Raw genomic sequence first — 15,588 nt, forward strand, 5'->3', positions numbered from 1 at the left:
GTAGTGACGTGACAGGCTGGGAGTTCTGGGTCGACCGGGGCGGCACCTTCACCGACATCGTCGCGCGCCGCCCCGACGGCGGCCTGCTCACGCGCAAACTGCTCTCCGACAACCCCGCCCGGTACGACGACGCCGCCGTGGCGGGCGTCCGCGAACTGCTGAGAGGCTCCCCGGAGCCCGTCGACGCGGTCCGGATGGGCACCACGGTGGCCACCAACGCGCTGCTGGAGCGCACCGGCGAACGCACCCTGCTGGTGATCACCCGCGGCTTCCGCGACGCCCTGAAGATCGCCTACCAGAACCGTCCGCACATCTTCGCCCGCCACATCGAGCTGCCCGAGCAGCTCTACGAGCGCGTCGTGGAGGTGGACGAGCGCCTCGCCGCCGACGGCACCGAACTGCGCGCCCCCGACCTCCACGCGCTGGAGGGCGAGCTGCGGCGGGCGTACGACGACGGCATCCGCGCGGTCGCCGTCGTCTGTCTGCACAGCCACCTCCACCCGGCCCACGAGCGGGCCGTCGGCGAGCTGGCCGAACGCGTCGGCTTCCCCCAGATCTCGCTGTCCAGCGAGGTCAGCCCGCTGATGAAGCTCGTCCCGCGCGGGGACACCGCCGTGGTCGACGCCTACCTCTCGCCCGTGCTCCACCGCTACGTCCGGCACGTCGCCGACGAACTGCGGGACGTACGGCTGATGTTCATGCAGTCCAACGGCGGGCTCACCGAGGCCGGGCAGTTCCGCGGCAAGGACGCCGTGCTGTCCGGGCCCGCCGGGGGCATCGTCGGCATGGCCCGCATGTCGCACCTCGCCGGACACGACCGCGTCATCGGCTTCGACATGGGCGGCACCTCCACCGACGTGTCGCACTTCGCGGGGGAGTACGAGCGCGTCTTCACCACCCGGATCGCGGGCGTCCGGCTGCGCGCCCCCATGCTGGACATCCACACCGTCGCCGCGGGCGGTGGCTCCGTGCTCCACTTCGACGGCTCCCGCTACCGGGTGGGCCCCGACTCCGCCGGAGCCGACCCCGGCCCGGCCTGCTACCGCGCGGGCGGCCCGCTCACCGTCACCGACGCCAATGTGATGCTCGGCCGAATCCAGCCCGCCCGCTTCCCGGCCGTGTTCGGCCCCGAGGGCGACCAGCCGCTGGACGCCTTGGCCGTACGCGACGGCTTCGCCGCGCTCGCCCGCGAGATCCGCGAGGCCACCGGTGACGACCGCACCCCGGAGCAGGTGGCCGAGGGATACCTGCGCATCGCGGTCGCCAACATCGCCGGCGCGATCAAGCGGATCTCCGTCCAGCAGGGCCACGACGTCACCCGCTACGCCCTCACCACCTTCGGCGGCGCCGGCGGCCAGCACGCCTGCCGGGTCGCGGACGCCCTCGGTATCCGCACCGTCCTGGTGCCGCCCATGGCCGGTGTCCTCTCCGCGCTCGGCATCGGGCTCGCCGACACCACGGCGATGCGCGAGCAGTCCGTCGAGGCACCCCTGACCGAGGCGGCCATGCCCGGCGTCCGCGAGACCGCCGACGCACTGGAGGCGGCCGCCCGAGCCGAACTCCGCGCCGAGAACGTGCCGGAGGACCGCGTCCGGACCGTCCGCCGCGCCCAGCTCCGCTACGACGGCACCGACACCGCGCTCACCGTCGAACTCACCGACCCCGGCGTCATGAAGCGCGCCTTCGAAGAACGCCACCGCGCCACCTACTCCTTCACCCTCGACCGCCACATCGTCGTCGAAGCCCTCTCCGTGGAAGCCACCGGCATCACCCCACCCCCCGATCTCTCCGCCCTCGCCCCCTACGAAGGCACCCCCGCCGCCCTCGACACCGTCCGCCTGCACACCGGCGGCGCCTGGCGCGACGTACCCCTCCACCGCCGGGAGGCCCTGCCGCCCGGCGACACCGTCACCGGCCCCGCGATCATCACCGAGGCCGGCACCACGACCGTCGTCGACGAGGGCTGGCACGCGACCGCGAACGACGACGGACATCTGGTGATGGAACGGACGGCCGTCACGGAGAGTTCCCGACCCGACACGGAAGTCGACCCGGTCCTGCTGGAGGTCTTCAACAACCTCTTCATGTCGATCGCCGAACAGATGGGCGCCCGGCTGGAGTCCACCGCCCAGTCCGTCAACATCAAGGAACGCCTGGACTTCTCCTGCGCCCTCTTCGACCCGGACGGGAACCTGGTGGCCAACGCCCCGCACATCCCCGTCCACCTCGGCTCGATGGGCACCAGCGTCAAGGAGGTCATCCGCCGTCGGGGCTCCGCCTTGCGGCCCGGCGACTCCTACGCCGTCAACGACCCGTACCACGGCGGCACCCACCTGCCCGACGTCACCGTGATCACCCCCGTCTTCGGCACCCGCGCGCCGACGGACACGGGGAGTGACCCCGAGATCCTCTTCCACGTCGCCTCACGCGGCCACCACGCCGAGATCGGCGGCATCGCCCCCGGCTCCATGCCCGCCGACAGCCGCACCATCGAGGAGGAGGGCGTCCTCTTCGACAACTGGCTGCTCACCGAGGACGGCCGCCTCCGCGAGGAGGAGACCCGCCGCCTGCTCACCGACGCCCCGTACCCCTCCCGCAACGTCGCCACCAACCTCGCCGACCTGCGCGCCCAGATCGCCGCCAACCAGAAGGGCACCGACGAACTGGGCCGCATGATCGAGCAGTTCGGCCTCGACGTCGTCCAGGCATACATGCGGCACGTCCAGGACAACGCCGAGGAAGCCGTCCGCCGCGTCATCGACGCCCTGGACGACGGGGAGTACGCCTACGAGACCGACGCGGGCGCCGTCATCCGCGTCCAGGTGCGCGTCGACCGTGTCACGCGCCGCGCCACCATCGACTTCACCGGCACCTCCGCCCAGCTCGGCACCAACTTCAACGCCCCCTCCGCCGTCGTCGACGCGGCCGTGCTGTACGTCTTCCGCACCCTCGTCGCCGACGACATCCCGCTCAACGACGGCTGCCTGCGCCCGCTCGACATCGTCGTACCGCCCGGCTCCATGCTCGCCCCCGAGCCGCCCGCCGCCGTCGTCGCGGGCAACGTGGAGACCTCCCAGGCCCTCACCGGCGCCCTCTATGCCGCGCTCGGCGTCCAGGCCGAGGGCTCCGGCACGATGAACAACGTCACCTTCGGCAACGACGACCACCAGTACTACGAGACGATCGCCTCTGGTTCGGGTGCGGGCGACACGTTCCCCGGCGCCGATGTGGTGCAGACCCATATGACCAACTCGCGGCTCACCGACCCCGAGGTGCTGGAGTGGCGACTGCCCGTCCGCCTCGACGAGTTCGCGGTACGACGGGGCAGCGGCGGCGCCGGGCGGCAGCGCGGCGGGGACGGCGCGGTGCGCCGCATCCGCTTCCTCGAACCCATGACGGTCTCCGCCCTCTCCCAGCACCGCCGCGTCCCGCCGTACGGTATGGCAGGCGGCGCACCCGGCGCCCTGGGCGCCAACCGGGTCGAGCACGCCGACGGCACGGTCACCGACCTGGGCGCCAGCGGCTCGGCCGACGTCTCACCCGGCGACGTACTCGTCGTCGAAACCCCAGGTGGCGGGGGCTACGGCACGCCACCGCCCGACCCTTTTGACAAAGACGCCCACCCGACAGATCCCCACCGAGCAGGAGAAGCGAGCGATGGTCTTCGAGCGCCGAGCTGAACGCGGCAAGCCACCCGTCGAGCCCGTCACGCTCAAGATCCTGGTGGCCGGGGGGTTCGGCGTAGGCAAGACCACCATGGTCGGCGCGGTCAGCGAGATCCGGCCGCTGCGCACCGAGGAGGTGCTGACCGAGGCCGGGCGGCCCGTCGACGACACCGACGGCGTCGAGGGAAAGCGCACCACCACGGTGGCCATGGACTTCGGACGCATCACCCTCCGCGCCGACCTCGTGCTCTATCTCTTCGGCACGCCCGGCCAGCAGCGGTTCTGGTTCATGTGGGACGAGCTCTCCGAGGGCGCGCTCGGCGCCGTCGTCCTCGCCGACACCCGGCGCCTGGAGGACTGCTTCGCCGCCGTCGACTACTTCGAGCGGCGGTCGATCCCGTTCGTCGTCGGCGTCAACTGCTTCGAGGGGGCCGCCCGTTACCCGGTGGAGTCCGTCCGCAAGGCGCTCGACCTCGATCCGGACGTGCCCGTGCTGCTGACCGACGCCCGCGACCGGGAATCGGTCAAGGCCGTGCTGATCGGGGTCGTCCAGCACGCCATGGAGCTGGCCGCCGAACGCCGCCGGGCCCTCGCCACCTGACCCGTGGGGCGGCCTGCCCCGTCTGTCCCACCACCACCCCGCGACACACCCGCCGCGATCGGATACAGTCCGCGCGTGTCCGAGATTCAGCAGCCGACCGCCAACTCCGGCCCCGGCTCCCACTGTTCGAGCTGCGGAGCCTCCTACGGGGACGGTGTCTCCGGCTGGCCGCGCACCTGCCCCTCCTGCGGCACCACCGCCTACCGCAACCCGCTGCCGGTGGCCGTCGTGCTCCAGCCCGTGTACGACACCCACGGAGCCGCCCTCGTCGTCATCACCCGGACCGTCGCCCCCCAGCGCGGAGGCGTCGCCCTGCCGGGCGGCTTCATCGACGACCGCGAGGACTGGAAGCACGCCGCCGTCCGCGAACTGCGCGAGGAGACCGGCATCGAAGCCGACGCCCGCGATCTGCGCCTGGTGGACGCCATGAGCTCACCCGACGGCCACCTGCTCCTCTTCGGGCTCCTCCCGGAACGCCCGGCCAACGACCTCCCGGCCTCCGCCGCCACCGACGAGACCGAGGGCTGGCACCTGCTGCGCGGCCCCGAGGAACTCGCCTTCCCGCTGCACTCCCTGGCCGTCCGCGCCTGGTTCGAGGGCCGCTACTGACCGGAGGCGGCACCGCCGAGCCCCCGCACCCGCACCGGCCGGGACGGCTCGGCGGTGCCGCCGTCCCACTCCCTGGTGACGACCACGCGCGGGCCGTCCCAGCGGGTGACGTACCGCTCGACCTCCGGCGCGGCCCAGCCGTCGCCCGCGTCCGGCACCACCAGACCACCCCCCGCCCGCCCCGGCGCGGGCGCCCACACCTCCAGCTCCAGGGCGCCGTCCGCACCCCGCACCGGAACGACGGCACCCGCGCGCGCGAGCACCGGAATCCGCGCCCGCGGAGCGTCCACCAGCACCTGCCCCGGACCCTCGTACGCCCGCTCCGTCACCGTGTCGTACCAGCGCCCCCGCGGCAGCCGCACCGCGCGCCGCTCGGTGCCGGGGTCCAGCACGGGCGCCACCAGCAGGCTGTCACCCAGCAGGAACGCGTCCTCGCAGTCCCGCAGCGCCCGGTCCTCCGGCACCCCCCACCACAGCGGCCGCACACAGGGCGACCCCGTCCAGCGGGCCAGATGCGCCAGCGTCACGAAGTACGGCAGCAGCCGACGCCGTTCGAGCAGCGCCACACGCGCGTGCTCCAGCACCCCCGAACCGAACTCCCACGGCTCCCGCCGCCCCGCACGCGCGCCCGCGTGCGTGCGGAACAGCGGCAGATACGCGCCCAGCTGGAACCACCGCAGATACAGCTCGGGCGACGGATCACCGCCGAGTCCGCCGATGTCCGTCCCCGAGTACGGCACCCCGCACAGGCCCAGCCCGAGCACCAGTGACAGCGACGCCCGCAGCCCCGGCCAGCCCGTCCCCGCGTCCTCCGACCACACACCCCCGTACCGCTGCGACCCGGCCCAGCCGGACCGGGAGAGCACGAAGGGCCGCTCCTCGGGCGAGAGTTCACGCAGACCCTCGTACGCCGCCCGCGCCATGCACAGGGCGTCCACGTTGTGCGCCTCCCTATGGTCGCCGCCGCGCCCCTCCAGGGCGTGCCGGGCCGAGCGCGGCAGCGACGGCTCCCCGAACGCGCCCCGCGCGGACGGCTCATGGGCGCCGTGCCAGAACCCGGTGAACCCCTGCTCCAGCCGCTCCTCGTAGAGGCCGCCCCACCACGCGCGTGCCCGCGCGTGCGTGAAGTCCGGGAACACCGACTCCCCGCCCCGTCCCTCACCCCGTACCGTCCGCCCCGACGCGTCCCGTATGAACGCGTCCACGGCCGACCCGCCCTCGTACACCGTGTCCCCCGGCACCACCCGCACCGCCGCGTCGACGGCCGCCACCAGCCGTACCCCGTCCCGGCGCAGCTCCTCCGCGAGTACCGGCAGCTTGGGGAAACGGTCCTGGTCGACGGTGAACGCCCGCCCGTCGTCGTGGTGGCCGGCGTCCAGGTGGACGGCGTCCAGCGGCAGATCGCGTTCCTGGTAACCCGCGACGATCTCGCGCACTCCCTGCTCGTCCGCGAAGTCCCGCGCGTGCTGGTGTCCCAGCGCCCACGCGGGCGGCAGCGCGGGCGCGCCGGTCAGCGACACCCAGGCGTTGAGCACGCGCGCGGGGGTGCCCACGATCACCCAGCAGCGCAGCGGACCCCCGTCCATCCGCACCTCGCAGCGCCCGGCCCGGTCGTGCCCGGAACCGGCACCCTCCTCGCCCTCCCGCAGGACCACCGTCCCGTCCCATGTGGTGTCGTGGAAGACCAGATGCGCCGAGGCGTCCGCCACCACCAGCTGCACCGGCACGGCCACGGGTATCGCCCCGTTCCACAGCCGGTACGCGCCGTCCCGCAGCCGAGGCCCCGACGTCCGCCCGCCCAGCCCGAAGAACCGCGCGTCAGCGGCCACCTCGGCCCGCTGCGTCCAGCGCGCCGTACCCCCGTTCACCGGCTCCCACCAGCGCGGCGGCAGTTCCCGGCGCAGCACGAGACCGCCGGGCGTGCACACCTCCACCGCCCCGTACCGGGACACCACCACCGTCAGCCGCTCGGCCACCACCCGCCAGCCGCCGTCCTTGTCCGGCTCCAGCACCACCCGGCAATCGACCTCGGGCGGACCGCCGGCCAGCGCGTACGACGGCTCCGGCGCCGCCCCGTCCCAGCCGAGGAACACGGCCCCGCCGACCGCCACCACGATCCGCAGCTCCGAGCGCGCGAACCGGATCACCCCGCCACCGGGCTCCGGCTCCGCGCCCAGCACCTGACCAGGCACCCGCGCCCGCTCCGCGCCCCTGGGCGGCAGCCCCACGGCGTCGCTGCGCCTGCGGTGCCAGGCGGCCCGCACCGCCCGCATCCCTCGCGCGGCGCGCCCCGCGCCGACCCCACCCCACGAACGCACCAGGTCACGACCGTTCATGCTGCTCACCCTGTCACTGTGCGCCCCACGCGCGTGCGCCGTTCAACTGCCGTTCACCGTGGTGGGACCACATCGTCGACACACGCACTATGTGGGGCGTGCCCTGGTGCCGAAGTCGATCACATGGCATCGTCCCTGTCAGCCCTGTCCCGCGCACCCACCAGGCCGTGTGCGGACGACGCAACGACGCGTACAGTCCGGGAGCCGCTTCATGTCCACCGCGAATCCGCAGCCGCTCTGGCAGCCCACCGACGAGCGGATCGCCGGTGCCCGCATCACCCGGTTCCAGGCATGGGCGGCCGAGCACCACGGCGCCCCGGCCGAGGGCGGCTACCCGGCCCTGCACCAGTGGTCCGTCGCCGAACCGGAGGACTTCTGGGCGGCCGTGACCCGGTGGTTCGACGTGCGTTTCTCGACGCCCTACGCGCGCGTGCTCGGCGATCGCGCCATGCCCGGCGCCGAGTGGTTCCCCGGCGCCACCCTCAACTACGCCGAGCACGCCCTGCGCGCCGCCGCCGAACGGGCCGACGAGCCCGCCCTGCTGTACGTCGACGAGAGCCACGAGCCCCGTCCGGTGAGCTGGGCCGAACTGCGCCGCCAGGTCGGCGCGCTCGCCGCCCGCCTCCGCGACCTCGGCGTACGCCCCGGCGACCGGGTCAGCGGCTACCTGCCCAACATCCCCGAAGCCGTCGTCGCCCTGCTCGCCACCGCGGCCGTGGGTGCCGTGTGGACCTCCTGCGCGCCCGACTTCGGCGCCCGGAGCGTCCTGGACCGCTTCCAGCAGGTCGAGCCCGTCGTCCTGTTCACCGTCGACGGCTACCGTTACGGCGGCAAGGAGCACGACCGCCGTGACACCGTCGCCGAACTGCGCCGTGAACTGCCCACCCTGCGCGCGGTCGTGCACATCCCGCTGCTCGGCACCGAGGCTCCCGAGGGTGCCCTGGACTGGACGGAGCTGACGGCCGGCGACACCGAGCCCGTCTACGAACAGGTCCCCTTCGGCCACCCGCTGTGGGTGCTCTACTCCTCGGGGACGACCGGCCTGCCCAAGGCCATCGTCCAGTCCCAGGGCGGCATCCTCGTCGAACACCTCAAACAGCTCGGCCTGCACTGCGACCTCGGCCCCGAGGATCGTTTCTTCTGGTACACCTCGACCGGCTGGATGATGTGGAACTTCCTCGTCTCCGGCCTGCTCACGGGAACGACGATCGTCCTGTACGACGGCAGCCCCGGCTACCCCGACACCGGCGCCCAGTGGCGCGTCGCCGAACGCACCGGCACCACCCTCTACGGCACCTCGGCCGCCTATGTCATGGCCTGCCGCAAGGCGGGTGTCCACCCGGCCCGCGACTTCGACCTCACCACGGTCCAGTGCGTGGCCACCACCGGCTCCCCGCTGCCCCCCGACGGCTTCCGCTGGCTGCACGACGAGGTCCGCGACGACCTCTGGATCGCCTCCGTCAGCGGCGGCACCGACGTCTGCTCCTGCTTCGCCGGAGCCGTGCCGACCCTGCCCGTGTACACCGGCGAACTTCAGGCGCCCGGACTCGGCACCGACCTCCAGTCCTGGGACCCGAGCGGCGAACCGCTGGTGGACGAGGTGGGCGAGCTGGTCGTCACCAACCCCATGCCGTCCATGCCGATCCGCTTCTGGAACGACCCGGACGGCAGCCGCTACCACGAGAGCTACTTCGAGACCTATCCCGGCGTGTGGCGGCACGGCGACTGGATCACCGTCACCTCACGCGGCTCGGTGATCATCCACGGCCGCTCCGACTCCACCCTCAACCGGCAGGGCGTCCGCATGGGCTCCGCCGACATCTACGAGGTCGTCGAGCGTCTGCCGGAGATCAGGGAATCCCTGGTCATCGGCATCGAACAGCCCGACGGCGGCTACTGGATGCCCCTCTTCGTCCACCTCGCCCCCGGCGCCGTCCTGGACGACGCCCTCCGGGACCGCGTCAAGAAGGCCATCCGAGAAGAGCTCTCGCCCCGGCACATCCCGGACGAGATCATCGAGGTGCCCGGCGTCCCGCACACCCTCACCGGCAAGCGCATCGAGGTCCCGGTCAAGCGCCTCCTCCAGGGCACCCCGCTGGAGAAGGCGGTCAACCCCGGCTCCATCGACGACCTGACCCTGCTCGGCTTCTACGAGGAACTGGCCCGCAAACGCGCCTGATCCCCGTCAGCCCCCGTAGGTGGCCTCGGACTCGCCCAGTACGGCCGCGAAGTCCGAGGCCAGCCGGGCCGCCTCCGGCGGTTCCAGGTCCGTCGTCGTGATCCGCACCCCCGGCGCCGAGGCCAGCCGGAAGCGAGCCCCGGCCGCCACCCACCAGCCGCGCGAACGAAGCCCGTTCACCACGGCCGACTCGTCGCGCACCGGCACCCAGAGGTTCATCCCGCTCACCCCGTGCGCCGGGACGCCCCGCTCGGCCAGCGCCTCCGCCAGCGCGGTCCGGCGCAGCGCGTACTCCGCACGCGCGCGTGCCACCAGCGCGCTCGTACCCGCGTCCGTCAGCAGGCCGTGCACCGTCTCCTGGAGCAGATGACTGACCCAGCCCGAGGTCAGCAGCAGCCGCCCGTCGTGCCGGGCCAGCGTCACCGGGTCGCACGCGGCCGCCGCCCACCGCAGGTCGGTACCGAGGAACTTGCTCACCGTCCGCACGTGCGCCCAGCGGGCCGGGCCCGCCCCGGCCAGCGAGCGCAGGGGGGCGTCGGACACGTCGGAGGCGTGGTCGTTCTCCAGCACCAGCACGTCCGGCGCCTCCCGCAGCACCTCGGCCAGCGCGTCCCGGCGCGCCGCCGAGAAGGCCCCGCCGAACGGATTCTGCGCCCGAGGGCTGAGCACCACCGCGCGCACCCCGGCCCGCAGCGCGCCCCGCAGCTCCTCCGGGCGCATTCCCTCGTCGTCCACCGCGACGGGCACCGAGCGCAGCCCCAACGCCGCGACCAGGTCCAGCAGATGGTGATAGCCGGGGTCCTCCATCGCCACGGCGTCACCCGGCCGCAGCTCGACCGAGAGCACCCGGCCGATGAAGTCCAGTGCCCCGTGCGCGAACGTCACCTGCTCCACCGGCACCCCGTCCGCCCCGATCCAGTCCCGCACCGCGTCCTCCAGCCACGTGAGCCGGGGAGCGGAGCGGTGCGAGCGGACACCGGGGGAGAGGCGCGAGGGCGGCGCCAGGGCGGGCAGCAACTTTGGGTCGGGGTGCCCGCCGGCCAGGTCCCGCAGGCCCTCGGGCACCCTGGGCGGACGCCGGGACGCCACCGAAGGAGCCTCCGCCACGACCGTCCCGCCCCGGCCGAGGGTCACCACGATCCCGCGCCGCCGCAGCTCCTTGTACGCGGTGGCCACCGTGCCCGGACTCACCCCCAGCTCCTCCGCGAGCCGCCGCACCGGAGGCAGCGCCGCTCCCGGAGCCAACACGCCCTCGGACACGCCTCGTTCGACGGATCGGGTAATCCCCTTGGCGCTCGTACCACTGATCTCATATTGTGTTGCCACGTATCTGATTATGTATCAGTACATAAATCGAGGCAAGGGGGAAACGTGGCCGAGAAGCCCGGCGCAGCCAGCCACCGAGCACGCGTCCCGGGAGGCCGCGACGGCCGCCGGATGCTCGCCGTCACCCTCCTCGACCGCATCGGCAGCGGCCTGTGGGCCTCCGTCTCCGTCCTGTACTTCACCTACGTCTCCCACCTCTCCGTCGCCCAGGTCGGCAGCCTCGCTGCGGTCTCCGGCGCCATCGGCATCGCGGGCGCACCCCTCGGCGGCCGCCTCGCCGACCGCTTCTCGCTCACCCACGTCCTGATCGCCCTCCAACTCCTGCGCGCCCTGGCCTCCTTCGCCCTCCTCACCACCGACCACTACGGGCTCCTTCTCGCCTACTCCGCCGTCGGTGCCCTCGGCGACCGTGCCGCCAGCATCCTCACCAAGCTCTACGCCACCCGCGTCGCCGGACCCGACCGCGTCCGCTACCAGGCCATCAACCGCACCGCGTCCAACGCCGGCTGGGCCCTCGGCGGCCTCGCCGCGGCCGCCGCCCTCACCCTCGGCACCACCACCGCCTACCGCTGGCTCCTCACCGGCGACGCGCTCTCCTTCGTCCTCGTCGCCCTGCTCACCCTCACCTGCGCCGAACCCCCTTCGACGAGCCGTGTCGCCGCCACCGCCGACGGCGAGCCACGGTCCCGCCCCCGCACCCCCTGGCGCGACCGCACCTACCTCGCCTACGTCGGCACCGAGACCGTCCTCTTCCTCGACGACACCTACTTCAAGATCGGCCTGCCGCTCTGGATCGCCCACACCCCGGGCGTCCCCCACGGCCTCGCGCCCCTGCTCCTCGTGCTCAACAGCGTCCTCGTCGTCGCCTTCCAGGTGCCGCTGGCCCGCTTCGGCACCACCACCGAAGCCACCCGCCGCCTCCTCGTGCCGCTCTCCGCCGCCTTCGCCCTGGGCGGCCTCACCATGACCCTGTCCGCCACCGGCGACGCGCTCCGCGCGACCTGCCTGCTCACCGCCTCGGCCACCCTCTTCACCCTCGCCGAGATGGTGCACGCCACCATCTCCTGGGAACTCTCCGTCGCCCTCGCCCCCGACGACGCCCAGGGCGCCTACCTCGGCGTCCACGGCCTCGCCCAGGCCGCGCAGCGCTCCCTCGGCCCCCTCGCCGTCACCGCCGCCCTCACCCTCGGCCCCCTCGGCTGGACCGTCCTCGGCACCACCATCGCCCTGACCTGCGGAATCCAGCACCGCCTGGTCCGCGACCGCCTCCGCCCGACCCCGTTGTCAGTGCCCCCGGTTACCGTGAGTGAGCACTGATCGACAGCGCACACAGGGGGAAACCATGGCGCACACCGGCCACCAGACCATGCGACGCGTCCTGCGCCGCGAAATCGCGGGCACCGTCGGCCTGCTCACCGACGAACACGACTTCCGCGCCATGCGGCGCTACCGCAGCTTCACCTTCGACGACCACACGACCTACCTGCGCCAGATGGAAGCCGTCCTCAAATCCCGCGTAGCCCAGGGCAGCCACACAGCCCTCGCCCTCTTCGACCCCGACGAGTACGCCGAGTTCTGCACCGCCACCGGCATCGACCCCGAAGCCCCGGCCAGCCGCAGCCGCTTCACCGCCGAACTCGCGGCCCTCGGCCCCACCATCCCCTACGACGGCGAACCCCTCACCGCACTCCTGCCCGCCCTCGTCGGCGAAGCCGTCCGCCAGGCCACCTGGGAGTACGCGACCACCCTCCTGACCCGCCTCGGACCCTGCGCCACCTGCGGCGAGGACATCGGCCGCGCCGCCTTCATCCGCGCCTCCGCCCTCCTCGCCCGTGTCCTGGAAACCGCGCCACCCGGCGCCCAGCATCTCGTCTGCAGCGTCGCCGGACCACCCGAAACCCTCGTCGCCGTCCTCCACGCCGACGCCGACGCCCACGGCACCGCCGAACCGGACCAGGCCGAAGCACTCGAATTCACCAGCGTCCTCGCCCTCGGCCTCGCCACCCGCAGCCCCGGCGGCCTCGTCATCCGCGTCAGCGCACCGGACCGCCCCGACCGCGTCCACGGCTGGCGCCTGCGCGCCGGACACCTCCAGCCGCTCACCGCGTCCGAGGTCTTCGACGCCTACTGCACCGACATCGACACCGGCGACCTCATCGCACCCGAGTCGGGCGTCGACTACCGCGCGGCCCCCGACCTCGCGGACGACGCCCCGGAACGGGGACACCACCACTGAAACGCGCCAGGGGCGCCCCACCCGAAGGATGGGACGCCCCTGACCGCCACGAACACGTACGTCCGCGCGAAACCGGCTACTCGCCGGACAGCACCGCCTGAGCCGCCGCCCGCGCCTCGTCGGCACTGTCCGCCGTACGCGCCGCCGCCGCGGCCCGCTCGCACTGCGCCAGCGTGTGCTTCGCCAGCGTCGCCCGCACATAGGGGATCGACGCCGCACCCATGGACAAGGAGGTGACACCCAGACCCGTCAGCACACACGCCAGTACCGGGTCGGACGCGGCCTCACCGCACACCCCGCAGCTCTTGCCCTCGGCCTTTGCCGCCTCGGCGGACAGCGCGACCAGGTCGAGCAGCGCGGGCTGCCACGGGTCCTGGAGCCGCGACACCGCACCCACCTGGCGGTCCGCCGCGAACGTGTACTGCGCGAGGTCATTGGTGCCCAGCGACAGGAACTCGACCTCCCGCAGGATCGAACGCGCCCGCAGCGCCGCCGACGGGATCTCCACCATCGCGCCGTACTTCGCCCGCAGCCCCGCCTCCCGGCAGGCGTCCGCGAACGCCTTGGCGTCGGCGCGGTCCGCCACCATGGGCGCCATGACCTCCAGGTGGACCGGCAGCCCCTCGGCCGCCTTCGCCAGCGCGGTCAGCTGCGTGCGCAGCACCTCCGGGTGGTCGAGCAGCGTCCGCAGACCCCGCACACCGAGCGCCGGGTTCGGCTCGTCCGCCGGCGTCAGGAACTCCAGCGGCTTGTCCGCACCCGCGTCCAGCACCCGCACCACGACCCGGCCCTCGGGGAACGCCTCCAGTACCTGCCGGTAGGCCGTCACCTGCTTCTCCTCGGACGGCGCGTTCTTGCTGTCGTCCAGGAACAGGAACTCGGTACGGAACAGCCCCACACCCTCGGCTCCGACCGCCAGCGCGGCCGGCACGTCCGCCGGACCACCGATGTTGGCCAGCAGCGGCACCTTGTGCCCGTCGGCGGTCACACCGGGACCGGTCGACACGGCCAGCGCCGCCTTCCGCTCGGCGGCAGCCGTCTCCAGCCGGGCCGTCGTCTCCTCGCTCGGGTTCACGAAGATGTCGCCCGAGCTGCCGTCGACAGCGATCACCGTGCCCTCGGCCAGCTCACCCGCGCCCGGCAGCGCGACCACGGCCGGAACCCCGAGCGCCCGCGCCAGGATGGCGCTGTGGCTGGTCGGCCCGCCCTCCTCGGTCACGAAGCCGAGCACCAGCGCCGGGTCGAGCAGCGCGGTGTCGGCGGGAGCCAGATCACGCGCCACCAGTACATAGGGGTGGTCGCTGTCCGGCACACCCGGCATCGGCACACCGAGCAGCCGCGCCACGATGCGGTTCCGCACGTCGTCGAGGTCGGCCACCCGCCCGGCCAGGTACTCACCGGCGTTGGCCAGCAGCTCGCGGTAGGCCGCGAACGCGTCGTACACCGCGCGCTCGGCGGTGCTGCCCCCGACGATCCGCCGCTCCACGTCGGCCATCAGCTCGGGGTCCTGGGCCATCAGGGCCTGCGCCTCCAGCACGGCCTGCGCCTCGCCCCCCGCCAGGTTGCCGCGTGCCGTCAGGTCGGCGGCCACGGCGTCCACGGCCTGCCGGGCGCGGCCCTGCTCGCGCTCCGCGTCCTGCGCCGGGATCTGCTTGGCCGGCGGTTCGAGCACCGCCGTACCCATGTGCCTGACCTCGCCGATCGCCACACCGTGGCTCACACCGACGCCTCGCAGCGTTGTCTCCATCTCACCGTCTCCGCTAATGCGGCGGCCCCCGCCGCCACGTTGGTTGTCGTACATACCGTCGGACGGCCGTGCCGTCAGGAGAAGGAGATCAGGACCAGGAGAAGAGACTGTCGCCGGTCTTCACATCGCCGCTCTCGCGCAGCTCGGCGAGTGACTCGGCCGTGGCCTCGAGCGCGACGACGGGGCAGATGGGGGACTTGCCGGCGGCCTCGACGGCTGCGGGGTCCCAGCGCACGACGGCCTGGCCGCGTGCCACGGTGTCCCCCTTGTTAACGAGCAGCTCGAAGCCGTCGCCGTTCAGCTGGACCGTGTCGATGCCGAGGTGCACGAGCACACCGTGCCCGCTCTCGTCGACCACGACGAAGGCGTGCGGGTGCAGGGAGACGACGACGCCGTCCACGGGGGACACGACCTCGGAGGGCTCACGCACGGGGTCGATCGCGGTACCGGGGCCGACCATGGCTCCGGAGAAGACCGGATCGGGCACGTTGGCCAGTCCGATGGCGCGTCCAGCGAGCGGGGACGTCACGGTGGTCATGGGAAGCCTCCCAGAGAGTGGGGTGGTGGCGGTTCCTCAGAGAAGTTAGCAGCTAGTGGTCTAGACCACCAACCTCGGGGGTTTGCGTCATCGCCAGAACTTGTGTACAGTCATCGTCCTGCCTGAGACCGGGCGGCGCGACAGCGCGCTCAACCTCGGCAGCACCCAAACTCGTCAGATCCTATCTCGGGATCAGTTCTCGCATGCTTGCGATCGACTGGTCAGGGACACGGAAAAACCCTGGTAGAGTTTGGATCGCCGGAAAGGGAAACACGGAAGCGGAAACGCCGAAGTGAGAACCTGGAAAGCACCGAGGAAATCGGATCGGAAAACGATCTGATAGAGTCGGAA

At 72.9% G+C, this 15,588-nt stretch carries 10 protein-coding genes; 6 read left to right on the forward strand and 4 right to left on the reverse strand.

Annotated elements, in window-relative coordinates; all coding sequences use genetic code 11:
- The first annotated feature begins 8 nt into the window (after window positions 1-8).
- From ACIGA3_RS20680 to ACIGA3_RS20690, 3 genes are all read left to right on the forward strand, one after another.
- A complete protein-coding gene (locus ACIGA3_RS20680; RefSeq protein ID WP_399717545.1) occupies window positions 9-3,680 on the forward strand; it encodes a hydantoinase B/oxoprolinase family protein in 3,672 nt (1,223 codons plus the stop codon).
- Window positions 3,658-4,266 (forward strand): GTP-binding protein, encoded by a 609-nt coding sequence (locus tag ACIGA3_RS20685; protein WP_399717548.1) that lies wholly within the window; start codon window positions 3,658-3,660, stop codon window positions 4,264-4,266. Before ACIGA3_RS20680 ends, ACIGA3_RS20685 begins: the two co-directional genes overlap by 23 nt.
- A gap of 75 nt (window positions 4,267-4,341) precedes the next feature.
- Window positions 4,342-4,875, forward strand: a complete 534-nt coding sequence (locus ACIGA3_RS20690; RefSeq protein ID WP_399717551.1) for an NUDIX domain-containing protein — start codon at window positions 4,342-4,344, stop codon at window positions 4,873-4,875.
- Here ACIGA3_RS20690 and ACIGA3_RS20695 read toward each other — a convergent pair.
- Window positions 4,869-7,211, reverse strand: coding sequence for a glycoside hydrolase family 31 protein (locus ACIGA3_RS20695; protein ID WP_399717554.1), 2,343 nt, complete (start codon window positions 7,209-7,211; stop codon window positions 4,869-4,871). The two genes, ACIGA3_RS20690 and ACIGA3_RS20695, sit on opposite strands and share 7 nt — an antisense overlap.
- A gap of 211 nt (window positions 7,212-7,422) precedes the next feature.
- Between ACIGA3_RS20695 and ACIGA3_RS20700 the strand changes: the two genes are divergently transcribed.
- A complete protein-coding gene (locus tag ACIGA3_RS20700) occupies window positions 7,423-9,390 on the forward strand; it encodes an acetoacetate--CoA ligase (protein WP_399717557.1) in 1,968 nt (655 codons plus the stop codon).
- 6 nt (window positions 9,391-9,396) lie between these two features.
- Here ACIGA3_RS20700 and ACIGA3_RS20705 read toward each other — a convergent pair whose 3' ends face one another.
- The gene (locus ACIGA3_RS20705; protein ID WP_399717560.1) at window positions 9,397-10,716 is read right to left on the reverse strand and encodes an aminotransferase class I/II-fold pyridoxal phosphate-dependent enzyme; all 1,320 of its coding nucleotides are present in this window, start codon (window positions 10,714-10,716) and stop codon (window positions 9,397-9,399) included.
- Between the two features lie 45 nt (window positions 10,717-10,761).
- On the opposite strand from ACIGA3_RS20705, the gene ACIGA3_RS20710 reads away from it, so the two are divergent.
- Window positions 10,762-12,033 carry an MFS transporter gene (locus ACIGA3_RS20710; protein WP_399717563.1) on the forward strand — a complete coding sequence of 424 codons (1,272 nt, stop codon included), beginning with the start codon at window positions 10,762-10,764 and terminating at the stop codon, window positions 12,031-12,033.
- Window positions 12,034-12,058: 25 nt separating this feature from the next.
- A complete protein-coding gene (locus ACIGA3_RS20715) occupies window positions 12,059-12,952 on the forward strand; it encodes a hypothetical protein (RefSeq protein ID WP_399717565.1) in 894 nt (297 codons plus the stop codon).
- Window positions 12,953-13,028: 76 nt separating this feature from the next.
- On the opposite strand, the gene ptsP is transcribed toward ACIGA3_RS20715, so the two are convergent.
- The gene (gene ptsP, locus ACIGA3_RS20720; RefSeq protein ID WP_399717567.1) at window positions 13,029-14,699 is read right to left on the reverse strand and encodes a phosphoenolpyruvate--protein phosphotransferase; all 1,671 of its coding nucleotides are present in this window, start codon (window positions 14,697-14,699) and stop codon (window positions 13,029-13,031) included.
- A gap of 88 nt (window positions 14,700-14,787) precedes the next feature.
- Window positions 14,788-15,237, reverse strand: coding sequence for a PTS glucose transporter subunit IIA (locus ACIGA3_RS20725; RefSeq protein WP_399717570.1), 450 nt, complete (start codon window positions 15,235-15,237; stop codon window positions 14,788-14,790).
- Window positions 15,238-15,588: the final 351 nt, after the last annotated feature.

The sequence above is a fragment of the Streptomyces sp. NPDC085596 genome (genome assembly GCF_044541565.1).
Taxonomy (GTDB): Bacteria; Actinomycetota; Actinomycetes; order Streptomycetales; family Streptomycetaceae; genus Streptomyces.